Source organism: Arachnia sp., from assembly GCF_057238465.1.
Genome location: NZ_DBHHFZ010000003.1, coordinates 213,368 through 236,935 on the forward strand (window position 1 = coordinate 213,368; position 23,568 = coordinate 236,935).

The 23,568-nt window shown below is 65.2% G+C and carries 18 protein-coding genes; 7 read left to right on the plus strand and 11 right to left on the minus strand.

The window, feature by feature from the left end; genetic code table 11:
• Positions 1 to 53: 53 nt before the first annotated feature.
• Both ACO6D6_RS04965 and ACO6D6_RS04970 read right to left on the minus strand, forming a co-directional pair.
• A complete protein-coding gene (locus ACO6D6_RS04965) occupies positions 54 to 2,921 on the minus strand; it encodes an Ig-like domain-containing protein (protein WP_484783734.1) in 2,868 nt (955 codons plus the stop codon).
• 230 nt (positions 2,922 to 3,151) lie between these two features.
• Positions 3,152 to 3,871 (minus strand): neutral zinc metallopeptidase, encoded by a 720-nt coding sequence (locus ACO6D6_RS04970; protein ID WP_484783736.1) that lies wholly within the window; start codon positions 3,869 to 3,871, stop codon positions 3,152 to 3,154.
• 19 nt (positions 3,872 to 3,890) lie between these two features.
• Here ACO6D6_RS04970 and ACO6D6_RS04975 point away from each other — a divergent pair, with 19 nt between their 5' ends.
• Complete coding sequence (locus tag ACO6D6_RS04975) at positions 3,891 to 4,169, plus strand: hypothetical protein (protein ID WP_484783738.1); 279 nt, start codon at positions 3,891 to 3,893, stop codon at positions 4,167 to 4,169.
• Between the two features lie 386 nt (positions 4,170 to 4,555).
• Here ACO6D6_RS04975 and ACO6D6_RS04980 read toward each other — a convergent pair whose 3' ends face one another.
• The 5 genes from ACO6D6_RS04980 to ACO6D6_RS05000 all read right to left on the minus strand — a co-directional run bounded on the left by ACO6D6_RS04980 (position 4,556) and on the right by ACO6D6_RS05000 (position 11,659).
• Positions 4,556 to 5,032: an aminoacyl-tRNA deacylase gene (locus ACO6D6_RS04980; RefSeq protein ID WP_484783740.1), complete on the minus strand. Its 477-nt coding sequence runs from the start codon at positions 5,030 to 5,032 to the stop codon at positions 4,556 to 4,558.
• 85 nt (positions 5,033 to 5,117) lie between these two features.
• Complete coding sequence (locus ACO6D6_RS04985) at positions 5,118 to 7,040, minus strand: DUF5979 domain-containing protein (RefSeq protein ID WP_484783742.1); 1,923 nt, start codon at positions 7,038 to 7,040, stop codon at positions 5,118 to 5,120.
• Between the two features lie 469 nt (positions 7,041 to 7,509).
• The gene (locus tag ACO6D6_RS04990) at positions 7,510 to 9,921 is read right to left on the minus strand and encodes a PEP/pyruvate-binding domain-containing protein (RefSeq protein ID WP_484783744.1); all 2,412 of its coding nucleotides are present in this window, start codon (positions 9,919 to 9,921) and stop codon (positions 7,510 to 7,512) included.
• Positions 9,918 to 11,087 (minus strand): MFS transporter, encoded by a 1,170-nt coding sequence (locus ACO6D6_RS04995; RefSeq protein WP_484783745.1) that lies wholly within the window; start codon positions 11,085 to 11,087, stop codon positions 9,918 to 9,920. The genes ACO6D6_RS04990 and ACO6D6_RS04995 overlap by 4 nt, the downstream gene beginning before the upstream one ends.
• Positions 11,084 to 11,659, minus strand: a complete 576-nt coding sequence (locus ACO6D6_RS05000) for a TetR/AcrR family transcriptional regulator (RefSeq protein WP_484783747.1) — start codon at positions 11,657 to 11,659, stop codon at positions 11,084 to 11,086. Before ACO6D6_RS05000 ends, ACO6D6_RS04995 begins: the two co-directional genes overlap by 4 nt.
• Before the next feature lie 536 nt (positions 11,660 to 12,195).
• Here ACO6D6_RS05000 and ACO6D6_RS05005 point away from each other — a divergent pair.
• The 3 genes from ACO6D6_RS05005 (at position 12,196) to ACO6D6_RS05015 (ending at position 16,342) form a co-directional block, all read left to right on the plus strand.
• Entirely contained in the window at positions 12,196 to 13,608 is a 1,413-nt protein-coding gene (locus ACO6D6_RS05005; RefSeq protein ID WP_484783749.1) for a hypothetical protein, read from the plus strand.
• A gap of 375 nt (positions 13,609 to 13,983) precedes the next feature.
• A complete protein-coding gene (locus tag ACO6D6_RS05010) occupies positions 13,984 to 15,279 on the plus strand; it encodes a hypothetical protein (protein ID WP_484783751.1) in 1,296 nt (431 codons plus the stop codon).
• Positions 15,280 to 15,454: 175 nt separating this feature from the next.
• Positions 15,455 to 16,342 carry a fructose bisphosphate aldolase gene (locus tag ACO6D6_RS05015; RefSeq protein WP_484783753.1) on the plus strand — a complete coding sequence of 296 codons (888 nt, stop codon included), beginning with the start codon at positions 15,455 to 15,457 and terminating at the stop codon, positions 16,340 to 16,342.
• Positions 16,343 to 16,361: 19 nt separating this feature from the next.
• Here ACO6D6_RS05015 and ACO6D6_RS05020 read toward each other — a convergent pair whose 3' ends face one another.
• Positions 16,362 to 17,705 (minus strand): MFS transporter, encoded by a 1,344-nt coding sequence (locus ACO6D6_RS05020; protein WP_484783755.1) that lies wholly within the window; start codon positions 17,703 to 17,705, stop codon positions 16,362 to 16,364.
• Between the two features lie 100 nt (positions 17,706 to 17,805).
• On the opposite strand from ACO6D6_RS05020, the gene ACO6D6_RS05025 reads away from it, so the two are divergent.
• Complete coding sequence (locus ACO6D6_RS05025; RefSeq protein ID WP_484783756.1) at positions 17,806 to 18,492, plus strand: ArsR/SmtB family transcription factor; 687 nt, start codon at positions 17,806 to 17,808, stop codon at positions 18,490 to 18,492.
• Here the strand turns inward: ACO6D6_RS05025 and ACO6D6_RS05030 are convergent.
• Positions 18,482 to 19,084 carry a class I SAM-dependent methyltransferase gene (locus ACO6D6_RS05030; protein WP_484783757.1) on the minus strand — a complete coding sequence of 201 codons (603 nt, stop codon included), beginning with the start codon at positions 19,082 to 19,084 and terminating at the stop codon, positions 18,482 to 18,484. The two genes, ACO6D6_RS05025 and ACO6D6_RS05030, sit on opposite strands and share 11 nt — an antisense overlap.
• A 439-nt stretch (positions 19,085 to 19,523) precedes the next feature.
• Between ACO6D6_RS05030 and ACO6D6_RS05035 the strand changes: the two genes are divergently transcribed.
• Together ACO6D6_RS05035 and ACO6D6_RS05040 are read left to right on the plus strand one after the other, a co-directional pair.
• Positions 19,524 to 20,051 (plus strand): hypothetical protein, encoded by a 528-nt coding sequence (locus tag ACO6D6_RS05035; RefSeq protein ID WP_484783759.1) that lies wholly within the window; start codon positions 19,524 to 19,526, stop codon positions 20,049 to 20,051.
• Positions 20,052 to 20,270: 219 nt separating this feature from the next.
• Positions 20,271 to 21,098: a hypothetical protein gene (locus ACO6D6_RS05040; RefSeq protein ID WP_484783761.1), complete on the plus strand. Its 828-nt coding sequence runs from the start codon at positions 20,271 to 20,273 to the stop codon at positions 21,096 to 21,098.
• A gap of 58 nt (positions 21,099 to 21,156) precedes the next feature.
• Here ACO6D6_RS05040 and ACO6D6_RS05045 read toward each other — a convergent pair whose 3' ends face one another.
• The gene (locus ACO6D6_RS05045; protein WP_484783762.1) at positions 21,157 to 22,329 is read right to left on the minus strand and encodes a glycosyltransferase; all 1,173 of its coding nucleotides are present in this window, start codon (positions 22,327 to 22,329) and stop codon (positions 21,157 to 21,159) included.
• On the minus strand, positions 22,326 to 23,558 hold the full coding sequence (locus tag ACO6D6_RS05050; protein ID WP_484783763.1) for an O-antigen ligase family protein: 1,233 nt from the start codon (positions 23,556 to 23,558) through the stop codon (positions 22,326 to 22,328). The genes ACO6D6_RS05045 and ACO6D6_RS05050 overlap by 4 nt, the downstream gene beginning before the upstream one ends.
• Positions 23,559 to 23,568 lie beyond the last annotated feature (10 nt).

Here is a 23,568-nt window from a genome sequence, read left to right on the forward strand (position 1 = left end):
CCCCGACCCAGTAGGGTCGGGGACCTGTCCATTCCGCGGAGCCGTTCGGCCGCTCAGGCACCGGTCCTGGGCAGGCCCGGCTTGACCGGGGTCGGGGTGACGGTGGGCGTCGGCGCCGGGGGGGTGCTGACGCTCGGCGTCGGGGTCACCGACGGAGGAGCCGGCGGCGTCGGAGTCGGAGGTGCCGACGGAGTCGGCGTCGGGGCGGCACACACCGGCTGATCCTTGGTGACCGTGAAAGTCGCCGTGGTCTCATCCACCCGCGTCCAACCCTCCGGCAGAACCCCACCAATCTGGAACCCCGCCTTCGCCGTCGCAGAAGCAGTAACAGTCACCTTCCCATCCTTGACCTCAATCTTCGGCTCAGAAAACTCCAAACCCTCCACCGGATCAAAAACCGCAGTAGGAGCCGTCGGCGTCAACGAATCCACAGGACAAACACCAACATCAATCCTCGGAGCAACAGGAGTCACACACGTGGGAACATCAACCTCACCAGTGAAAGTGGAAACCCCCTTCACAGGAGCACCCCAACCAGCACCAAGCTTGTCAGCATCAATCACGAACACCTCACCCACCGGAGTAGCAGTGACGGTGTACCTGAACTTCCCACCCACAATCTCATGACTGGTCACCGCATAAGCGATGCCCTCAGTGGTCGGCAACGTGACCTCAGGCTCAGTGGGCGTGGTGGAACCAACCTTGCAAACACTCGCCGAAACCGTCGGCGCCACCGGAACCACCTTCTTGGCCTGACACACCGGCTGATCCTTGGTGACCGTGAAAGTCGCCGTGGTCTCATCCACCCGCGTCCAACCCTCCGGCAGAACCCCACCAATCTGGAACCCCGCCTTCGCCGTCGCAGAAGCAGTAACAGTCACCTTCCCATCCTTGACCTCAATCTTCGGCTCAGAAAACTCCAAACCCTCCACCGGATCAAAAACCGCAGTAGGAGCCGTCGGCGTCAACGAATCCACAGGACAAACACCAACATCGATCTTCGGGACCACCGGCACCACACACTTCGGCTGGGTGATCGTCGTGGTGTAGGTCACCACACCATTGACCGCACCCCACCCCTGGGGCAGATTCGCGGTGTCGATCCGATACCCGGGCTTCGCGGTGGCGGTCACGGTCACCGTCACCTGGTCACCGTTCACGACGACGACGGGCTCGCTGTAGTCGATCTGCTCGGTGTCCTCAACACCCGTGACGGTCGGCTGGGTGGGGGTGGTCGAATCCACCGGGCACACCCCCGGATTCACGTTCGGGACTGCCGGCACCACGTCCCGGGTGCAGGTCGGCTGGGTGATCGTCGTGGTGAAGATGAACTTGCCGTCACCATTGGCAACCCATCCCGCGGGGAGGTTCTGGTCATCGATTTCCTTGCCCGCCGCAGGCGTGGCGGTCACCTTGACCGTCACCTGGTCCCCGGCCTTGGTGAACTCCGGCGCCGAATACGTGATCCCATCGGTGGGGCCAACCTCAACCGTGGGCTCCGACGGTTCCGACGCACCCGGGGCACACACCCCCGGTGTCACCTTGACGGGGGACAGTTTCGGATTGACCTGATTGGTGAGAGTCACCTCGGCGGTCTTCAAGCCCTCGACGGTCACCCGGGCGCTGTTGGCATCCGGAACCCCGTCGCTCACCCCGGCACCGGAGAACACCGGATCGCCGAAGTCAAAACCGGCCACCGCCGGCACCTTCTCAGTCAGGGTGACGACCACACCGTTGGGAACGTTGTTCAAAGTTTCCACGGTCCCGTCGCCCTTGACCGACAGTTCCCCGGTGCGGGTTACACCCTTGTACTGGTAGGACCAGGTCACCGGGAACACGGTGTCGCCGGGAACGTTGCCGTTCGTGACGGCTTTCTTCACGCCGATGTGGCCGACGGTGTCACCGGAACCGGTACCACCACCCGAGGAGGTCTTCTCGGCGCGGGCGGTGCGCATTTCGCCGTCCACGAATCCCCGGTTGACGTACTGGGAACCGACGGGGATCTCGCCGTCGGTCGTGAGTTCCAGTTGGAACACGTAGATCCGGTCGGCCTGGAAGTTCTGGCCTTTGTTGTCGATGACGACCTTCACCTGGTCCTTGTCATCGTCAACCGTGATGGTGCTCGACGGCGTACTGGCGTCGCTCAGGTCGTTTCGGCATTCCGCGCTTTCCATTTCGTTCCAGCACTTCGGGGTGCTGGGGATCCAGAGGATCTTCGGGTATCCCGCGGACACGGTGAGGTGAGATCCCGCCTGCAGGTAGTTGTCGAGGATGGTCACGCTGGAGCGGTCGGAGATCTTGTCCCCGGGAATCACGATGCGCCAGTAGATGGTGGTCTGGTTGGCGCCGGGGAACCACCCGGCTTTTTCAATCTCGGTCGGGACGTAAGGTTTGTATTCGATGCCCTGCTGCCCGTTGGGAAGCGGCACCTCCACCTTCGTTCCGTTGTTAACCTCAAAGCTGAGTTTGGAAGCCGTCGTCAGGGCGACGGCCTGGGTTTTCACCCAGAGCGAACCGCCGACGTTGTTCTTGTTCTCCACGTTCGCGTTGAGGGTGCAGACCACCTCGGTCTTGGTGACCTCGCAGCTCCCATAAGTGAGCTGGTCACCCTCCCGGCCCTTGAGTTCGAAGGTGCCCTCGGCTCCCCCGAGTTCCTTCGGCAGCACCATCTTGAATGTGTCACCGGCACGTCCGGCGCCGTCCGGGATGCTCCAATTCGCATCCACCCGGACAACGCTCCACATGTATACCGCAGCCTCTTCGGCATCCACTTTCGTGAGTTTGATGCTCGTTGAGTCAATGGCCGCGACCTCATCTGCCCTGGCCGCGGGGCTCGCGATCACGATCCCGGCCAGACCTATCAGGAATGCCAGGAAGACCGCCAACGATCTCCGCCCCCTGCGGGACCTGGTTGCTTTCAATTTTCCCCTCCTTCGTCACGGCATTGTATGCCACCAGCCGCATCTCAATCGAACTGTATTTTCAGGAATTACCGGAGGTGGACATCAATTGACGCGAAGGGCACCAATCGGTCAGTTCGGGGAAATCATTGCCTTCTTTCCTCAGTTTTCTTTCGGAGGTGACGGGGCCGAGGGGACGGAGGTAGCGACCTCTTGGCTGACGAACCAGAATCCTTCCGGGGCGGCGCCTTTCAGGCCACTTCCTCGGAGGACACCCCCCAGGTGTTGCAGCCCTGCAGCGTCGTCATGTAGAAGCCCCGATTCTTCCAATGGACGATCGTCTCCTTGGTTCCGTGCGCCTCGTCTCCCAACGGGGTTTTCAAGAAGCTCTTGTAGTCGTCGGCGGTGACGCCCAGGTTGAGGGTCAGCTGGAGGCGTGAGGTGGAGCAGATGTCCTGGAGTTCGATACGGCGGGTGATCTCCATCGCGTCCGCGTCGAAGTTTGCGCGGGCGTATCTGTTGGTTCCGAGCTGGTTCTGGAGGTGGTGGAAGTGCTCGTGAATGGCGGTTGCGCCTGCGTAAGCCCCGGCTTCCGCATCAAACTCGTATTTCTTCCGCGATACATAGATGGTGGCGCTGCTGGGGCAGTAGAAAGCCGTCAGATCTTGGTTGTCGGAACCGCACGGGGTGTTGACGTTCGAGTCGTAGGCAACCAGGTCGACGGGCTTCTGTTCGATGTCGAGAGCGGTCAGATAGGGGCGCCACACGTCCTGGAGGCAGTCGATCACGGACTTGTAATAGGCGGTGTGTCGTTCGCGGTTCGTGAACTTCTTCGGTGGGGTAGGACAGTTTCCGACGGGATAGTTCGCCTTGTTGATCGGGTGGGCCACCAATTTGTCGGAGACCTTGTCGCTGGTGGTCGGCAGCTCCTTCCAGTCACGTGGCGGAAGCCAGTTGGGAAGCGGCGGCACCTCCACCTGGGGAAAGGAAATGGTCGGTTTCGACGACGGCGTCGCCCCAGGGGTGGTGGTCTGCCCAGGAGTGGTGGTCTGCCTAGAGGTGGTGGTCCGCCCAGGGGTGCTCCGGGGCTCCGATGTTGTGTGGGGGGCGCTGGACGTGTCCCGGGACGAGCTGTTCATGATCGCCCCCACCCCGATGATCAGCAGAACCGGTAGCAGCAGACACACCAGGACGACCGGAAGCTGCGGTCCTTGGCCCGGGCTACGGAGGTTCGACTGCTGCCAGGCGGGTCGCAACGTCGTCCCGTAGGAGGACGGCACATTCCCCGGGGGGGAACTGCCCCGGGTGGAACTGCCCCGGTGCGGCGTACCGCGACGAGAAGGGCTGCGCGGGTTGTGGGGGAAGGGTGCGCATCATCGCTGGCTGGGGCTGCCATTGGGGGTTGAAACCACCCGGCGCACCGGGCTGCCTGTATCTGGGCTCCACGCCATCTCCCGTTGTTCGTGGGGAAACCGTGGCGGGCAACGTCACCCGCCGAATTCACGAGTCAGGGTATAGGAGGCCCGGCTCACCGAAACCGTCCCCGACCTCCTGTCGTTATGTCATTCGGAAAGGTTTTGTACCGTACACGGCACAAAACCTTTCACGAGATGACCAGAAGTTTTCCAAATGACATAACGACGGACGTGGCGGGCTCAACCAGCGCGGGAAGGTGGAGTGGTCAGGTCGGCGACGGTGGCGCCAAGGGCGGCGATCGCGTCGTCGGCCAGGAGCTTCACCCCCACACCGTGGGCTCCGCCTCCCATGGAGATGGACCGGCCGACGATGGAGGAGTCGGCGAACACCGGCCAGGGATGGGTGGCCCCGAAAGGCGTGATGGTGCCCCGTTCGTATCCGGTTGCCTGTTTCGCCTCGGCGGCATCCGGCATCGACAACCGGGACACCCCGAGCAGGGCCCGCAGCTTCGGCCAGGAGAACTCGCGATCCCCGGGCACCAGAACGAAGACGTAGTCGCCGTCACCGCGCCGCACGACGATGGTCTTGACGAGGTCGCGAACCTCGATGCCGCGCACCGCAGCCGCTTCCGCGACCGAACCGACGGGGCCGTGCCGCACCTCGGTGTGCTCCACCCCGAGTTCCCGGAGCCTCCTGAGCGCTGGGGTGTCGTTCATGGGGCGAGTCTACGGCGCTGCGGACGAGGACTGGGCCCCGATTCCATGGAATCGGGGCCCAGAATTCATCACACCGTTCGGCCGCTCAGGCACCGGTCCTGGGCAGACCCGGTTTCACCGGGGTCGGGGTGACGGTGGGCGTCGGCGCCGGGGGGGTGCTGACACTCGGCGTCGGAGTCACCGACGGAGGAGCCGGCGGCGTCGGAGTCGGCGTCGGGGCGGCACACACCGGCTGATCCTTGGTGACAGTGAAAGTCGCCGTGGTCTCATCCACCCGCGTCCAACCCTCCGGCAGAACCCCACCAATCTGGAACCCCGCCTTCGCCGTCGCAGAAGCAGTAACAGTCACCTTCCCATCCTTGACCTCAATCTTCGGCTCAGAAAACTCCAAACCCTCCACCGGATCAAAAACCGCAGTAGGAGCCGTCGGCGTCAACGAATCCACAGGACAAACACCAACATCAATCCTCGGAGCAACAGGAACCACACACTTCGGCTGGGTGATCGTCGTGGTGTACGTCACAACCCCACCAACAACAGCCCACCCCTCAGGCAGATTCGCAGTATCAATCCTCGAACCAGGCTTCGCTGTCGCAGTAACAGTGACACTCACCCGATCACCATCAACAGCAACAACAGGCTCGCTGTAATCAATGACATCCGTATCCTCAACACCCGTCACACTCGGCTGAGTAGGAGTAACCGAATCAACCGGACACACCCCCGCCTTCACAACCGGAATCGCCGGAACCGCTGCGCAGTCTGGTTGGGCAACAGTCTTGGTGAACGTGAAAGAACCATCGCCATTGGCCTTCCACCCCTCAGGCAGGTTCTTCTCATCGATCACCTTGCCGCTCCTCGGCCTCGGGGTCGCAGTGATCGTCACCGTCGCCTGTTTTCCTTCTTTGGTGATCTGCGGCTGAGTGTAGGTGATGTCCTCACTCTCCCCAATCCTCACGGTGGGGTCGGATGGTTGCGTGGAGTCCGCAGAGCACACGCCCGGGGTCACATCAACAACGGCCAGCTTCCTGGCGATCGGGTTCTTCAACGTCACCACAGTTTTAGCCGGCAATCCACCCCCCGCAGCAGGAACAGTGACCTGGGCACTTCGGGCATCCGGAACCCCATCGGTCACACCCCTTCCGGAGAACTCCGGATCACCGAAATTGACCCCCGCCACGGCAGGTTCGTCCTCCGTGAGCGTGACGACGGCTCCAACAGGAACGTTGTACAGGTCGCTTATCCATCGCGGCCCCTTGAGCTCAAGTGTTCCGCTGCGCTCCTCGCCTTCGTAGGTGTAGCGGTAGTGCACGGTGAAAACCGCGTCATCCGGAACCTGGTTCCCACCTGGACCCTGGTTCGGGAGAGCCTGCGGTCTGGGCAGGAACTGTGGCGGGTTGATCGGGGGCGGAGGGCCTATCCGATTACCAAACGTTTTGCTGAGGACGACAGTACCTACACCCGGATCGGCTCCGGCCTCTTTGATGACAAACCCTCGCACGGATTTCCCGTTGACCTGGGCCTCGTTTTTGAAATACGTCCCCGGCAGGATCTTTTCCTTGACCTTGAGGTCGATCTCCAGGACGTAGACGTACTCATCGGTGAAATTGGCTCCGTTGGCGTAGGTCACGTCAACGGTGTCCGCATCGTCATCGACCTTCACGGTGGCCTTGCCACCGGCCCCACCCGCTTCGGGGTAGAGGGTCTGACTGCAGTCAGGAGCAGTCGTGTCCCGCCGGCACTCCGCGGTGTTGCGGACCCGATAGAGGGTGACGCCGTTCTCCTTCACGGTGAAGGTGGAACCGGTCAGCTTGTACGCGTCCTTGATCGTGAGCGTGTCGCTGTCCTTCAGGTCCCCACCCGGAACGGTGACGGTCCATTTGACGCCATCGGTCGGGTCTCCGGTCAGAACACCTTCATTGTCGGTGTTTACGCCCACGATCCGCTTGTTTTTGCCGCCGTCCTGTTTCACGATGCCGGGCGCTTTCATCCCACCGGAATCTGCCACCAGGCCATGAGAGGACGGCGGGCTGATCCATGCTCCCGCCACACCCATCAACGCCGACATGAGCAGAGCAACTGATCGCCACCCCCCTCGCGATGCCGTTGTTCCCCTCACGGAATCCCCCTTCACGTCTCGATCAACGGCTCCGGGAAACGAGAAATTAGACCTCGGAGCGATGCCATGTTAGCCCTGTTCAATGTTTCATTTCATCTTTACTCACAGGAATTAACCATCGACATTGTCGAGGAGATTTCTCGCTCGTTCCTGATCCTCAACACAGCCCATTTGAGAGAACCGCGAAGGAAACATCGACACCACCCCTCACAGCCCCCGCCCAGCCATCAAACCCTGTGGGGACGAATCCAGATCCGCACCAATCGGCACCGGGCACAGCACGCTGTGCATGCGGTCCATCGCCACGCCTCCGGTTCTGCTGACCACAGTTCTCGGACCTCAGGGCCTGTTCCTGGTCTTATCCGGCGACGGGCCGAACCGAGTCCTCGGTTCGCACCCGTCCCGCGCTTCCGTCGACCGTGACGGTCCGGCCGTCGTGGATGCGGGTGGTGGCCTCGACGACCCCGAGCACCGCGGGAATGCCGTATTCGCGGGCGACGATGGCGGCGTGCGACAGCAGCCCCCCGGTTTCCGCGACCACCGCCGAGGCGGAGGCGAACAGCGGGGTCCAGGCGGGGTCCGTGGCCTGGCAGACCAGGACGTCGCCGGGTCGCAGACGAGCGAACTCGGCCGGGCCGGCAATGATCCGCACCGGCCCAGACGCGACCCCGGGGCTGGCCGCCACCCCGGTCATGCCGCTCCCCGGTTTCACGGGGTCGTGTTCCGGCTGCCACGCCGCCAGGGCGCGGGGCCGGGCGCGGCGGCGTCGCTCGACGATCCCCGCGACGTTCACCGGTTCGCCGCGCAGCCAGCCCAGCAGTTCGTCGAAACCGAGCAGCGCCACCTCCCCCGGCTCGGCCAGCAGCCCGGCCGCCACCATCCTGCGTCCCGATTCGAGGGCCAGGCGGCGCATCTGCTCCCCCAGTTCCTCGAAGTCCACCACCCCGGCTTCCCGCGTGACGTGACCGGCGCGGTAGTCGTCGACGAGACGCCGGAACCGGCGGCGCAGGAACCGGGGCAGCCGGCCGGCGGCCTCGGCCATCAGGTCGGTGTGGGGTCGCGCGGCGACCGGTTCGCGTCGCTCGGTGTGCGCCATCATCGCGACCGTCCCGAGGAAGGCGGGGAGATCCTCGCGCCACGAGCGGCTGGAGAACGGCTGGTACATGCGGGTGGTGCGGGCCCCGTACTCCGCGAGGAAACGCTCGACCTTCCCCCACCATTCGGGGTCCTGCTGTTTGACAGAATCAAGGTCGATGGGGTCCTGCGCCAGCAGTCGCCGCACCGGATCCGGGATGGCTGCGACGAGCCGGCCGAGTTCCCGGTCGACGACGACGGTGGCGTAGTCGAGGTCGCCTAGGAGGTCCTCCGGCCGGGTTTTCACCCTTGCCAGGCGCAGCAGGACGCGGAGCCGGACCCCGCGCAGGACGTGGAAGCCGAGGTAGTCGACGAAACGGGAGGTCACCATGGCCTCGACCTGGCCGAACGCCTCCACCAGGGCGTCGGCGATGTCCACTCCGGGCAGCGTCGCGACGGGCAGGTCGCGCAGCCGGGCCGTGACCCTCCGCACCCCGGCGCCGGTGTCGGCGTCCCAGCCACGCGGGTCGCGCCAGGGGGTCCGGGCGATCCGGACGATCCCGGTGGGCAGCCGCCACCACGAGATCCGGGGGTGGCCGATGGTGACGGCGCCGTCGGCGTCCATCTCGACGAGCCCAGCAACGGGTCGCATCCGGAGCCCTGCGAACCCGGTGGTGGCGTCGAGGCAGCGCACCAGGCAGTCGACCATCATCACATCGAGGGGATATGGGGAGGGGAAGTGTTCGATGATGTCATTGCGGATGAAGCGGCTCACGCGGCCGGCGCGCCGTCCCGGTCGCGTCGGGGCGGCGGTGGTGATGGGCCGGGCCTGGAGCAGCCACGGTTTCCCGCCGGCCAGGGCCCATTCGACGTCCATCGGCCGGCCGTAGTGGCGCTCGACCTGCTCGGCGAGCCGCGCCACCGCGACCACGTCGCGGTCGTTGAGGGATGCCCGGCCACGTTGTTCGCCGGAGAGCTCGGTGGTGGCGGTTTCGCCGGTGGCGGTCATGTCAATGCGGATGCGTTTGTCGCCGGTGTTTCGTCCGACGATGCGGCCGCGTTCAACGGCGAAGGAGTCGGGGGTGACCGCACCCGAGACGACGACCTCACCGAGCCCCCAGGCGGATTCGATCACCACCCTTCTGCGCCCGGTGACCGGGTCGAGGGTGAACGCAACCCCTGCGGCGTCGGCCGGGATCATGCATTGCACCACGACCGCCAGGGCGACGTCGTCGCGGGTGAATCCCTGCTCGTCACGGTAGGCGATGGCCCGGTCGCTCCACAGCGACGCCCAGCAGCGGTGCACCGCCTCGGCGACGGCATCCCCGCCGACCACCCCCAGGTAGGTTTCCTGCTGACCCGCGAAGGACGCGTCCGGGAGGTCCTCGGCGGTGGCCGAGGAGCGCACCGCGACCGGCCCGTCGAGGTTTCCCGCGGCGTCGCGGATCCGGTCGGCCAGTCCGTCGGGCAGCGGGGCGGCGGCGACGAGTTCCCGCAGCCGGTCGTGGTTCCCGGCTTCCAGCAGTCCGGCGATCTCCTCCCGAAGCGGGGTCATCGCGCTCCGGTAGGCCTCGGCGGTGACGCAGAACCCGCCGGGGACGGGAAGGCCCGCCGCGATCAGTTCCCCGAGGTTGGCTCCCTTGCCGCCCACCAGGGGAATGTCGGTGGCGCGCACCCGGTCAAGTCCGATGATCATGGTTTCTTCTCCTTCGTGCCGCCCTGCGTGAGCCACACCACCAGCCCGAGGGCGGCGAGGACGGCCAGTGTGGCGAACAGACCGGTCAGGGCGGGGCCCGCGGCGAGTCCGGAGATGATCCACAGGCTCAGGGCGGGGATCCCGGCGGCCGCACCGGCGTTGCGGCCGAACTGCACCATTCCGCTGGCCCGCGCCATGCGCTCCTCGGAAGCGGTTGCCTGCGCGTCGAGGAGCAGCAGGGGCAGCACCAGGCCGACACCCACCCCCAGCAGGGTGATGCCCACCAGGAAGACGACGAGCTGGGGGAAGGCCGCCAGGGCCGCCCCGGAAAGTCCCAGGACCCAGCCGAGGGGACGCGCCCACGTGCTCGGGGCGAGTTTCCCGGATGCGAAGGTTCCCGCCCCGATCCCGAGGAGCATTGGGATGAGGAACCAGCCGGTGGTGGTGGCGTCGACGTCGTGGAGGGTCTGCAGGGCCAGCGGCGCGTAGGTGATCGCGCCGATCGAGATCACCCCGGACAGGGCCGCGAGCCACACCAGTACCCCGGGGCCGGCGCCGCGCTGCGACGATCCGCGCACCGTGATGCGCCACCAGCCCCCGGGTGGGGTGGCGGTGGGGAAGCTCCGGGCCGCGAGCAGCGCGATCAGCGACAGCGGCACCCCGGTCAGCACCCCGAGGCGCCACCCGGGTCCGTCGGTGAACCAGCCACCCAGCGGCGGGCCGATCAGGTTCGCGACCAGCTGGATGATTGCCAGCCGGGAGAGCGCGCGGGCGCGGGAGGATGCGTCGAGGCCAAGGCCCAGGGCGGCGAGCACTGCGGGAGTGATGGCGGCCGCGCCGATGCCCTGGACGGCCCGTGCCGCCAGCAGCATCGGCATGGTGGGCGCCCAGGACATCAGCAGGGTGCCGGTCAGGAAGCAGGCGTGCCCCGCCACCAGGACGCGGCGGGTTCCCAGGCGGTCGGTGTACTGGGAGAACAGCGGCAGCAGGAGGGTGGAGCACACGAGGTAGCTGCCGGCGACCCAGCCGTACAGCTCCGGCGCGGCCAGTTCGTCGACGATTCGGGGGGTCGCGTTGCCCAAGAGGGTCTGCATCATGGCGGAGACCGCCATGCCCGCGCCCGCCGCGGTCAGCAGGGCGCGGCGGTTCGTCGTGGGGTGGGTCACTTCAGCCCGTTCAGGATGATGTCGAGGGAGATGGCGAAGCGGTCGCGCAGGGATTTCCCGTCGGGGTGCGCGGCCCACGTCATCACGCACGCGTAGTAGCCGCACTGCACGGCCAGGGCGGCGGCCTCGAGGGGCACGTTGTCGCGCAGTTCACCGCTGCTGCGACCCGCGGCGAGGATGTCCGCGACGGCCGCGTTGAAGCGTTTCTGATTCTCCGAACCGAGGTCGAGGGAGAGGTTGAAGGACCGCGCCTTGACCATCTGCCGGGCCGGTTCGGGGTGGGCCTCCAACCAGTCGGCGGCGGCGGCGAGCATCCGCCGGAGGCGTTCCTCGGCGGTGCCGTCGCCCACATCCGCGTCGAGGACGACCCGGACCACCTGCTCCCCCAGGTACCGGAAGACGTCGCGTTTGCTGGGAAAGTGCGTGAAGAAGGTGCCCTTGCCGATGTCGGCGGCCTCGGTGATGTCGGCGACGGTGACGGCGTCGAATCCCCGCTCGGCGAACAGGCGCATGGCCTCGGTGAAGATCCTCTCCCGGGTCCTGGCGCGGCGACGGCTCACTCGATCACCCATGGGTCCACGCTAGAACAAAACCTGACCCCGGTCAATATCTGACCACGGTCAGAAACTGGGGTGGACGACGCCAGCCCTCCCTGCAAACGCTTGCCTCCCCGTCGAACGCTTGCCCTATCGTCGAACGCCAGCCCTCCCGACGGGAACGCCAGCCTCCCCGTCGAACGCCAGCCCTCCCGACGGGAACGCTTGCCTTACCGTCAAACGCCAGCGCTACAGCGCAAGCAAACGACCAGAAGACAAGCGAACCTCCGGGATGGGAGACGCCACCCTCCCCGTCGAACGCTGGCCTTCCCTGCGAACGCTTGCCCTATCGTCGAACGCCAGCGCTACAGCGCAAGCAAACGACCAGAAGGCAAGCGAACCTCCGGGATGGGAGACGCCACCCTCCCCGTCGAACGCCAGCCTCCCCGGCAAACGCTTGCCTCCCCGTCGAACGCTGGCCTTCCCTGCGAACGCTTGCCCTATCGTCGAACGCCAGCGCTACAGCGCAGGCAAACGACCAGAAGGCAAGCGAACCCCGCAAGTTTGAAACAATGGAAAGCGGTAACTGGCAGGGAGGAGGAGCGAGCATCAATGCCACGACGAACCCCGAGAGGCCGCTGAACCCGAAGAGCCTCCTCCCAGGCCAGAACGACGACTGGGTGATGTACCCCTTGGACGAGTTCGCCATCACCACCATCACCGAGGTCATCACCGACCTGGTGGCCTCAGCAGGCATCAGCCTCGACCTGGACCCGGCCGACCTGTTCGCGAACTGGGGTGCCGAGACCGACGCTGACTTGGCTGTTGCGGATGAGGCGGCGGCAGAGGAGTCCTCTTCCTTCCGCCTCAAACCCGGCGTGATCCACCGCGCCCCACGGCTGCTGTTCAAGGTCCTGCGGCACAACCCGAATCGCTGGCGATGGGAGGAACGATCCTTCCGCAACCGACTCGGTCGCCTCCAGCACCGCACCTCGCAGGCCGGATCCCTGAACGACAAGGACCTGTTGACCCTGGTCGACGACATCACCGACCTGTTCCAGGAATGCCTGCGCAACGGGGCGATTTACTACGGCCTCGGCCTGGCCTGGACGAACTGGAGAACCAACCGCCTGCTCAGGAAAAACCCCGATGCCTCCGACGACCTGGCGGACAACATGTTGACCTATTACCTGCAGTTGCTGGCCGAGCGCAGGAACCGCCTGTCGTCCCTGTTCAGGCACTACCAGGAACTGCAGGAGGACGCCCAGCACCTTCACCTGCCGGAACGCTTGGAGGAAATCCCGGAAACCGACTTCCTGAAGACCCAGAACCCGGCGGACCTTGAGAACCTGATCCTCGAGAAACTGCGCACCCTGCCCAAGGGCCGCAGGTTCGAATCGCGGATCGACGCCTTCCTCTCCGATCTTCCCGTCCCCCTCGAACGGCTCGACTGGTCGTTCTCCCCCCGGATGAAACTCCCCCCACGACTGCTGGTCATCGCCCTGAGCAGCGAACCCGTCGATGGACTGGACGGCTCGCCCCGCGGAACGAATGTCGCGAAACGGGTGGCGAGGAAACTACCGCTCAGGAAACGCCCAAGCTGGAACCGGCTCGTCGTGAAAACCCAGCGGATACTCACCGGTGCGGTCGGGACGGTCTTCCTGCTGCTGGAGATCGTCCCGGTCTTCCACCAGGCATTCGACGAGGTGGCTGGGCGCATGCTGGAACATCGCCGGGTGGCCGCACCTGAGGACCTCGCACTCCTCAAGTTCGACGAGATCTCGAAGAGCCTGCTGGGCCGGGAACCGCAACACGAACTCGTCGCCCAACGCCGCGCGGAGCACCGCAAGAAAATGGCTGAACGCCGAGCCAGACAGGCGAAAGCCGCGGAAGTCGGGGAGGAGGACGGCGACGCGACCCCCGTCTCGCTGGCCAAGCTCTTCTCGCCATCCGGGCAGGGGAACCCACGAACGGGAATGTCGTAGACGAGGACCACCAAGTTGCCCTTCCCGTCGAACGCTGGCCTTCTCCGCACACGCTTGCCTTCCCGACGGGAAAGCCAGCCCTACCGTCGAACGCCAGCGCTACAGCGCAAGCAAACGACCAGAAGACAAGCGAACCCCCGGGATGGCAGACGCCAGCCTCCCCGTCGAATGCCAGCCTTCCCCGCACACGCTTGCCCTCCCGACGGGAACGCCAGCCTTCCCCGCACACGCTTGCCTTCCCGACGGGAACGCCAGCCCTACCGTCGAACGCCAGCGCTACAGCGCAAGCAAACGACCAGAAGACAAGCGAACCCCCGCAGATTTGACACAATGGGAGACGGCAACGGGCAGCGAGGAGGAGCAATCATCAATGCCATGACGAACCCCAACAGGTCACTGAACCCAAGGAGTCTCCTACCTGGCCAGGACGACGACTGGGTGATGTACCCATTGGACGAGTTCGCCATCACCACCATCACCGAGGTCATCACCGATCTGGTGAACTCAGCAGGCATCAGCCTCGACCTGAACCCGACCGACCTGATGTCCAACCTGAACGCCAAGACCGATCCCAATGCGGACCCGACGGTCGTGAAGGAGGCGGCCGCGGACAAACCCCCGCCCTTCCGTCTCAAACCTGGTGTGTTCCACCGCGCCCCCCGGCTGCTGTTCAAGGTCCTGCGACATGACCCGGCCCGCTGGCAGCGGGAGGAACGCTCCTTCCGGAACCGGATCAAGCTCTTCAAGCACCGGGCCGCACAGACCGGATCCCTGAACGACAAGGAACTGGCGCGCCTGCTCGAGGACATCGTCGACCTGTTCAGGACCTGCCTGCACGACGGCGCGATGTACTACGGCCTCGGTCTGGTGTGGATGTACTGGAGAACCGGACGCCTGCTCAAGAAACATTCCGGCGACGAACTGGCCGAGAACGTCGCGGCCTATTTCATCCAGCTGCTGCTGACCGATCGGGAAAACCCCCTCTCATCGTTGTTCGAACAGTTCCGGAAGCTGAGCTCCCACACCCAGGATGTGGACCTGCAGGCGTTCGTGGTCTCGATCCCGGATTCCGCCTTCGTGACTGCCAGCACCTCACGGGACATCGAGGACACCATCTTCGAGAAGCTGCGCGCCCTGCCAAAGGGCCAGCGGATCGAATCGCGGATCGACGCCCTCCTGGCTGACCTGCCCGTCGCCCCCGATGCGATCGACTGGCCGTTCTCACCCCGCCCACAGCTCCCGTTCCGGCTGCTGGTGGCCCTCCTCAGCAGCGAACCCATTGAGGGCCTGGACGAGCTGCTCACCGACGAGGACGCCGCGAAACAGGTGGCGAAGAAACTGCCTTTCAGGAAACGTCCCCCCTGGAGGTGGAACGTCGCGAAAACCCGCGGGCTGATGGCCGGGGCGGTGGGGACGGTCTTCCTGCTGCTTGAGATCGTTCCCGTCCTCCAACGGGCTTTCTCCGAGGTGGCGCAACGCCTGCTGAGACGGCACCAGGTGGAGGTAGCGGAGGACCTGATGCTCCTTCGTTTCGACGAGATCATCAAGGCCCTGCTGGATCAGGTGGACCGCCAGGACCTCGTCCTGGAGAACCATCGCGAGCACATCAAGAAACTGGCCGCCCTGCGCTCCCGGCAGCTCGAGGCCAAGGCGGCCGAGGAACTCCGGTAGGGCGACGCCGAAACACCCGTCTCGCGGTGCGGAACCCGGGGAGACCGGCCACGGAAATCCCCGGCTCTTGTGCCCCTCGTGAAAACTATTAACATCGAATCAAGGAGCCGGGCCCGCGTCGCCGCGGGCCGTTGGTCACCGCAACCGGCACTCACAACTGCACCGAGGAGACGCCATGAAAACTCAGCAGATGGACCGAATGCGCAACGGTAAGGGATTCGTCGCCGCCCTGGACCAATCCGGCGGATCCACCCCACGCGCACTGGCGGGCTACGGCATCGGGGCGGAGCGCTACTCCACCGAGGAGGAGATGTTCGACCTGGTCCACGCCATGCGCACCCGGGTGATCACCAGCCCGGCCTTCGACTCCCAGCACATCTTGGCCTCGATCCTCTTCGAACGCACCATGGACTCGCAGATCGAGGGCCGCCCGAGCGCCGACTACCTGTGGGAGGTCAAGGGCATCGTCCCCTTCCTCAAGGTGGACAAGGGCCTGGCCGATGAGGAACACGGCGTCCGTGTCATGAAACCGATGCCCGGTCTCGACGAACTGCTCGCGCGGGCCGTGAAGGCCAACATCTTCGGCACGAAGATGCGTTCGGTGATCCTCCGCGCCGACCCCGAGGGGGTGCGGGCCATCGTCGACCAGCAGTTCGAGGTAGCGCATCGGATCCTCGACGCGGGCCTGGTGCCGATCATCGAACCCGAGGTGGACATCCACGCCCCGGACAAGGCCGAGGCCGAGCAGCTGCTCCTCAAGGACCTCACCGAGCACATCGACGCCCTGCCCGAGGGCCGCGAGATCATGCTGAAACTGACCATCCCCACCGTCGACGGCCTGTACTCCGGTCTCATCGCCCACCCACGGGTGGCGCGGGTGGTGGCGCTGTCCGGCGGCTACAGCCGTGAGGAGGCCAACGAGCGCCTGGCACGCAACCCCGGTCTCATCGCCAGCTTCTCCCGCGCCCTGCTCGCAGGCCTGCGCGACGACCAGACCAAGGAGGAGTTCGACGCCATGCTCGCCGCCTCCGTGGCGGAGATCTACGCGGCCAGCATCACCTGAGAAACCCCACCCGGCGGGGTCAGGCCGGGTCACGCGCGGCCGCGGCCACCAAGGTCGCGGCCGCAATGAAGATCCCGGCTGCCATCAGCATCGCGACGCGGAAACCGGAAGGGGAGGCATCGGCCGCGACCACGCCACCCAGGATGGCGACTCCGGCTACGCTGCCGGTCTGCCGTGCCGCGTTCACAACCCCTCCGGCCGTTCCCGCGAGTTCGTCCGGGACGGCCGAGACTGCTGCGGCAGTCGCGGCGGGCATCGCGAAGGCCATCCCGAATCCCGCGGCGAAGGTGACTCCGGAGACGACCAGGGGCACCGTGCCGGAGCCGATGAGCGCGGTTCCTGCGAACCCCGCAGCCCCGAGGACAAGCCCCGTCAACATCGCGGGAAAGACCCCGAACCTGGCGGCCGCCCTGCCCCCGAGCGGGGCGGCGACAACCGCGCTGCAGGCCTGTGGGGCGAGTGCGAGACCCGCTTCCCAGGCGTCGAGACCCAGGGTTCTCTGGAAGAACAGGGACAGCACGAAGAGCTGGCCGAAGAAACTCACGTTCAGGCAGAACCCGACCGTCACGGCCACCGTGAATCCCCGCCCGGCGAACAGGCCGGGGGGCAGCATCGGTTCGGGAACGCGACGTTCCACGGCGACGAAACCGGTCAACAGCCCGGCGGCGACGGCCGCCGCCGCGAGCTGCGGGACTCCCCAGCCGTGTTCGCCCGCCGAGATCACCGCCCAGGTTCCCGCGGCGAGCCCAAGCGCCGAGAGCCCCGGGCCGAGCAGGTCCAGACCCCGGGGCGCGGTCCCGCGCGTCCCGTCGACCACTCTGACGGTGAGCAGGACGGCCACGGCGATCACCGGAAGGTTGATCCAGAACACCGACCGCCACCCGACCGCGGTCACCAGCATCCCACCGAGGATCGGCCCGACGGCGGCGGCCACTCCCCCGGCCCCGCCCCACAGGCCGATCGCCCGTGCCCGCGCGGCAGGGTCGGGGTGGATGGTGCCCAGTAGCGTCAGCGACCCGGGAACGACGGCCGCCGCACCCACCCCCTGCACGGCCCGCGCCGCCACCAGCGCCCCGCCGGTCGGCGCCATCGCGCAGGCGAGTGACAGGACCCCGAACCCCAGCAGGCCGATCAGGTAGACCCTTCGGGCACCGATGCGGTCGCAGGCGGCCCCGGCGGCGAGCAGCAGGGCCGCGAGCACGAGCGTGTAGGCGTCGACGACCCATTGCAGCGTCCCGATCCCGATCCGCAGGTCGGCCCCGATGCCACCGAGGGCCACGTTTACGACGGTGACGTCGAGCATGACGACGAAAAAACCGAGCAGCACCGCGGCCGTCGCCGCCCACCTGTTGTCGCGCACCATCCGGGCCTCCTCGCTCAACCTCGGTCATCAGAGTTCGGCGACCATGGTCACGCCCGGATGATTCGGTGCGCACCGAACCCGGGGCGACGAGAATGGAGGGGTGCCCGATCGTTCGTTTCCCGAGAGAATGCCGGAGATCTCCTTGGTCGCCGCCGCGTTGGGGGATCCGTCGCGCGCCGCGATGTGCACCGCGCTGATGACGGGCCGGGCCTGGACCGTCGGCGAGCTCGCCCGGTACACGGGCCTGGCCCGCTCCACCACCAGCGAGCACGTCGACGTTCTTGTCGCCCGGGGCATCGCCACCGAGAAACGCCAGGGCCGTCACCGCTACGTCACCCTCGCCGGTGAACACGTGGCGCGGGTCATCGAGGACCTCGGGGTCGTGTCCGACACCCTCCTGCCCACGCCGCGGAGCCTGCGGGCATCCTCCGACGAGGCCCGGTTCCGGGAGGGCCGCACCTGCTACCGGCACCTCGCGGGACGGCTCGGGGTCGTGTTCGCCGACCAGCTGCGCGAACAGGACCTGATCGACGCCGCCTGGCGACCCACGAAACCCGGCCGCGATCTCCTCAACTCGTGGGAAACCGGGCTGGGTTCCCTGGCGGCGAGTTCCTGCATGGATGCGACCGAACGTCGCCTACACCTGGCCGGGCCTCTCGGGACGCGGCTGTGCGGGCTGTTCCTGGAGCGCGGCTGGATCACCCGGGTCGGATCCACCCGGGCGGTCCGTCTGACGGAACGGGGAGAGACAGAGTTCACCGGTTGCGGTATTGATCTCACGTCGTGACGGGGCGGTGCCAGATCAGGGAGTAGCGCCACAACGGGAGGCGCCGCCACACCATCCCGGGCAGCAGTTCGGCGGCCACCCGCTGGACCGTGGTGTAGTCGTGGGGTGGTGGCCACACCGTCGGGGCCGTCTGCTCCCAGAAGCCGTACCGCGCCGAGAACCACCAGTGCTGGAACAGACCCGGGACGTGGATCAGCCGGTCCCCGAGTCTCGTCGCCCGTGCCAAACCGACGATCGCCAGGACCCCACCCGGGGCGGTCAACGCGGCCAACCGTTCCAGGGCCACCCGGAGGTCGGGGATGTGGTGCAGCACGGCCACCGACGCCACCACGTCGAAACGGCGGCCGAATTCATGGGTCAGGACGTCTCCGAACACCCATTCGACGTCTCCGCAGTTCCGACGCGCCTGATCCAGAACCCGCTCATCGGAGTCGATGCCCACGACCTCGGGTACGACACGTTGCAGTTCCCGGGTCAGCAGTCCATCGCCGCAGCCCACGTCGAGGGCCGTCCGGGCCCCTTCCGGTATCTCCCCGAGGATCACGCCGTGGTAGTGGATGTTGTGGTTCCAGCGGCGCGAGGTGGTCGGCATCACCCAAAGCTACGGCACCAGACCGGCAAGACCCAGCCTCGCGTTGAGAACCGGGTCGAGGGTACCGCCCCTCCACACGAACCCCGGCTCTCATACCATGTTCGCGAGGAGATCACACATGAACGGTTACCCTTCAGCCAACAATATGAATCAGCCCGGCGGGCAGTCGCCCTGGGGAGCCCAGCCGAGCCAAGGACCACAGCCCCAACAGGGGTACCCGCAGCAGCCGTCCCAGCCGTACCCCCAACAATCCCAGGGGTACGGGCAACAGCCACCACAGTCATATCCCCAGCAGCCCCAGGGATATGGACAACCGAGCTTTCAACAGCCCTACCCCCAGCAGCCCTACACCCCCGGCTACGGGCAACCCCCACAACCACCCGGCGGAGGCGGCGGAGGAACAAAGCACACCCTGCTAATCGTGCTCATCGGCGTCCTGGTGGTCGCCCTGGGCCTCGGAGCCTGGTGGATCATCACCAAAAACACCACACCAGCCAACCCCGGAACACCCACACCAACCACCACCTCACCCAGCCCAACAGCCACGCAACCCACCAGGACAACCACCTCCCCCAGCCCGACACACAGAAAAACCAGCGCGACACCAACCCCGTCGTCCACCTCCGCGCCGGAGATGCCCAAACAGTTCGGCGATTACAGTTTCGTCAAAACCATTGACAAAAGCAGCGTTTATGAAAATCCTTCGGGTGGCCGGATCGTGGCTCAATTCATGCCACTCGAACTCCTTTTCGAAGTGGAACGCGACAAGCTGGAGAACCCGACCAAGGTCGGGCAGTTCACCTGCGGCCGGAGTTTCTACGAGGACGAGGAAACGAACAAGAAGAATTACTTCACGATGTGCCTAGTCAAAAAGCACAGAGGAGTTCTTGAACTCGGTTCCAGGGAAGACACCTCCGCCCAAGAACTGGGCGCAGAAGGAGAAAAGTTCCTCGAGGCCTGGAAGTAAGAGACCGCGTCAACGAAAACCCGAGGGTTGGGCGCCAGTCAGGAAGACGGGGCGTCAGATCGCCAGACCCGACGTACCGAGGCTGGATGTGGTCTCCGTGGACCCGCACGGAGGCCGGGGATGCTGCGTGCGGTTGCAGCGGCATAGGACCGGCATTTATCGACCCACCCGCCCATCTGACCCGCTCGTTCTCCTACCATGGTTCACGAGGAGCAGTACATGACCAACTATCCCTACCCCAACATGAACCAGCCCGGCGCGCAGCCGCCCTGGGGAGGCCAACCCCAGCAGGGTTACCCCCAACAAGGTCAACCCCAGCAGGGGGGATACACGCAGCAACCCCAGCAAAGCTACTCCCCACAGCAGGGAGGCCATTCACAACAGAGCTACCCCCAGCAGCCACAGACGTATGGGCAGCCTGGATATCAGCAGCCCTACGGCCAGGCTGGCTACGCACAGCCTCCACAGCCGCCCGGCAGCGGAGGGGCGACGCGGACGATTCTGCTTGTGGTCGTTGGTGTTCTCGTGGTCGCGCTGGGCCTGGGGATCTGGTGGTTTGTCACCAAAAATTCCACACCCGCTGACCCCGCCACCCCCAGTCCCACGGCCACCAGCCCCTCGCCCACGCAGTCGTCCCCCAGCCCCACGCCCACTCGCTCGTCGAAGACCCCCACCCCCACGCCCAGCCCCACCCCGACCGCGCCAGCGAAGATGCCCGAGGAATTTGACGGTTTCGTATTCCTCGAAACCCAGGACCACGACAACAACATTTACGAAGCCCCAGACGGTTCGCGGATCGTGGCCAAATTCTTGAAACCCCAGAGACGATTCGAACTACTCAGCAAGGACATCACGGGACAGGTTGCAGTCGGAGATTTCACCTGTGGCTCCATTCACATTGACAACGAGGAAACCAAGGAGAAGGGAGACCTGACGATCTGCATCGCCCGGAAATATGACGGCGTCTTGATGCTCGCCACATCCACCGACAGGACACCTCAGCAACTGGGCGCTTCCGGCGCCAAATTCCTCGAAGTGTGGAAATAAGAAGATAGAAGATTTCCCCGATTGAGGGTTCCCCTCCCTCGAAGCTAGCCGGCCCGCCTCAGGAATCCGTTGCAGTGGCTATTCCCGCTTCAGGGAGGGGTTTTTCTGTGCCCATTTCGCTCTCCGGCACGGGGGCTCCCGTGAGTTCTTCCGCGGCCCGCCGGGCCCTTTCAAGCCAGGTATGTTCGTCGCGCTGGACCAGGACCCGTTCACGAGCCTGTCGAATCTCCTGTGGATCGTTGGCCAGCCTTTCCAGCAGCTCAACCACCGCCTCGGGCGAGTTGTCCACCGTCCAGCCCAGTTCCATCCTTTCGACCATGTCGCCGGCCAACGACCCCTTCGTCACCATCACGGGTTTACCGGCACCGATGTATTCATACAGTTTCACGGGCACCCCGAGTTTCCAGTATTCGTCCAGATCGACGACGATGGCGGCGATATTGGTCCGTTCGAAATACTCCCGCAGGCCATTCCCGTGGGCATGAACCACCTCAATGGCGGGGCACGCCCACTGTTCGTACTCGTGTTTGACCGCGTCCCACTCCTCGGGGCGCAGGCACACGATCAGGCGCACATCCAGGTTCTTCTCCCATGACTGTTTGACACTCGCGAACAGCTCGTGAAGCTTGTAATCGGAGCCGATCCCGCCAACGTAGAAAAGCGACGCCCCTTCCCCCGGGCCGGGCAGCGGTTCGGGGTGCCCGTGTCCTGGTTCAAGGGCCGAGACAGGAACGTTTCCCAGATTGATGTACTCGCCCACCTTCAGGCTCGGCAGGAAAACCCGGTCCACGTGGCGCCGCAGCGTTCGCATGTCCCACTCGTAGGCGGCCAGGGCGGCCTGCAGCTTCAGAAAGGACAACGATTCCCTGTAGTCGGGGAACACCCAGTAGATGTCCCTCAGGAACTGCCCCACCGGAATCCCACTCCCGCGCAGTAATCGGAAGAAACCGACGTCCAGAAACGGGCGCGTCGGTAGGTGACTGGGGTTGGTCATCGTCATGGGCATCGTCGATGACTCGGAGTAGCAGAAATCGAATCGAACCCCACGCCGAATGGCGTAACGCACCTCGGCGGCGAGCCGACCGCGTTCCTTCGTGTACCCGGTGACCTCCCACACCTCGTATCCGAGTTCTTCGAAGGCGCGTCTCATCTGAACCGGCCTGATCCCGGATGCCGATGCGGAATCCGGGACCAGGGGCAGCGGGTGATGGAATATCATTCGTCTGGTCATGCGTTTCTCCGGGTCGAGATTGCCACTGCGGCAGCGGCCGAGAAAAGAAATATCAGGTAGTAGCGGAAGGTTGATGACGGAACAATCCCCAGAATGGGCATCAGAGCGACCACGGCGACGCTGGCCAGGGGTTGCCAGTCAAAGCTCTCCAGTTCCAGTTTCCATGCCCCGCGCCAGACGATCTGGGCCCAGAACACCACGAACAGCAGCGCCACCGGCATACCGAACCAGATCAAGGCCTCCAACAGCACATTGTGGGGATCCATCAACTCGCCCGGGTAGTTCTGATGGGCAGCCAGCTGATAGTTGGAATGCGTACCCCAGCCAAACCAGAACTGCAGATGGGAGTCGGGGGTGATGGACAGAATCCGGTTTATGACTCCCCCTCGTTCCTTGGTCGAGTTGTCCTGAACCCATGGGGAGTTCCACAGGAGCATTCCTCCCGCGATCGCGACCATCAGCACCATCAGCGTCAGCAGCGACATGATCCGCGACGAAACCCGCATCCGCAGATTGATCCAGACCGCTGCCGCGATACCCACCAGCAGCGCCATCAGGGCGCCACGGGAACCCTGGACGAACACCAACGCCGCCGTCAGGACCACCAGGAAAGCCCGCACGGTGGTTCTGAACCACGATGTGTGATCGAACAGGATGCGCACCGCGAGCAGGGTGGCGAACATCGCCAGCACCACGGAGAAGTCGTTGTAGTTCGGATAAAACGCCGACACCTCCAAGCGGCTCGTGGCCAGCTGACTGGAGGATGAGTCCGGGTAGAGCAGGTTGCTCAGCCGGAAACCGGTGGCTATCTCGCCGAGACCGATGAGCAGGGTGAACCCGAAACACCAGTAGCAGGTGGTGATCATGACCCGCACCAGACGCCCTCCGAGAGCGGTTCCGGTCAGCGCCAGGGAGACCAGGAGGAACGCCGCGGTGATGACAGGGAAACCGACCAGCTCAGGTTCCCCCACCACCGTCACGAGGGCGACGGAACTCGTCACCGTGCCGAGCACCAAAGTCCACAGCCACAGCCGCGCCCGCCTGTGGGGAACGTGCAGCGGCAAGGCAAGAAGCTGCAGGACGGCTATCGCCACTGTGACGAACAGGCTGCCCGGAATCCGGAGGACCAGCAGCGTCACCATGACGGCCGTCAACCACTCAACGGTTCGGTCAACCGAGGCGAAATGCCTTGTCAGGCGGGTTTTCTCGGCGGGAGGGAGTGCTGTCAAGGCCGGTTCC

What these genes read in the sequence shown, in the direction of transcription:
- ACO6D6_RS04975 (WP_484783738.1), top strand. Translation starts at nt 3,891, where the DNA reads ATGGTCGGTTTCGACGACGGCGTCGCCCCAGGGGTGGTGGTCTGCCCA.
- ACO6D6_RS04980 (WP_484783740.1), bottom strand. Translation starts at nt 5,032, where the DNA reads ATGAACGACACCCCAGCGCTCAGGAGGCTCCGGGAACTCGGGGTGGAG.
- ACO6D6_RS04990 (WP_484783744.1), bottom strand. Translation starts at nt 9,921, where the DNA reads ATGATCATCGGACTTGACCGGGTGCGCGCCACCGACATTCCCCTGGTG.
- ACO6D6_RS05000 (WP_484783747.1), bottom strand. Translation starts at nt 11,659, where the DNA reads ATGGGTGATCGAGTGAGCCGTCGCCGCGCCAGGACCCGGGAGAGGATC.
- ACO6D6_RS05005 (WP_484783749.1), top strand. Translation starts at nt 12,196, where the DNA reads ATGGAAAGCGGTAACTGGCAGGGAGGAGGAGCGAGCATCAATGCCACG.
- ACO6D6_RS05010 (WP_484783751.1), top strand. Translation starts at nt 13,984, where the DNA reads ATGACGAACCCCAACAGGTCACTGAACCCAAGGAGTCTCCTACCTGGC.
- ACO6D6_RS05015 (WP_484783753.1), top strand. Translation starts at nt 15,455, where the DNA reads ATGAAAACTCAGCAGATGGACCGAATGCGCAACGGTAAGGGATTCGTC.
- ACO6D6_RS05020 (WP_484783755.1), bottom strand. Translation starts at nt 17,705, where the DNA reads ATGGTGCGCGACAACAGGTGGGCGGCGACGGCCGCGGTGCTGCTCGGT.
- ACO6D6_RS05030 (WP_484783757.1), bottom strand. Translation starts at nt 19,084, where the DNA reads ATGCCGACCACCTCGCGCCGCTGGAACCACAACATCCACTACCACGGC.
- ACO6D6_RS05040 (WP_484783761.1), top strand. Translation starts at nt 20,271, where the DNA reads ATGACCAACTATCCCTACCCCAACATGAACCAGCCCGGCGCGCAGCCG.
- ACO6D6_RS05045 (WP_484783762.1), bottom strand. Translation starts at nt 22,329, where the DNA reads ATGACCAGACGAATGATATTCCATCACCCGCTGCCCCTGGTCCCGGAT.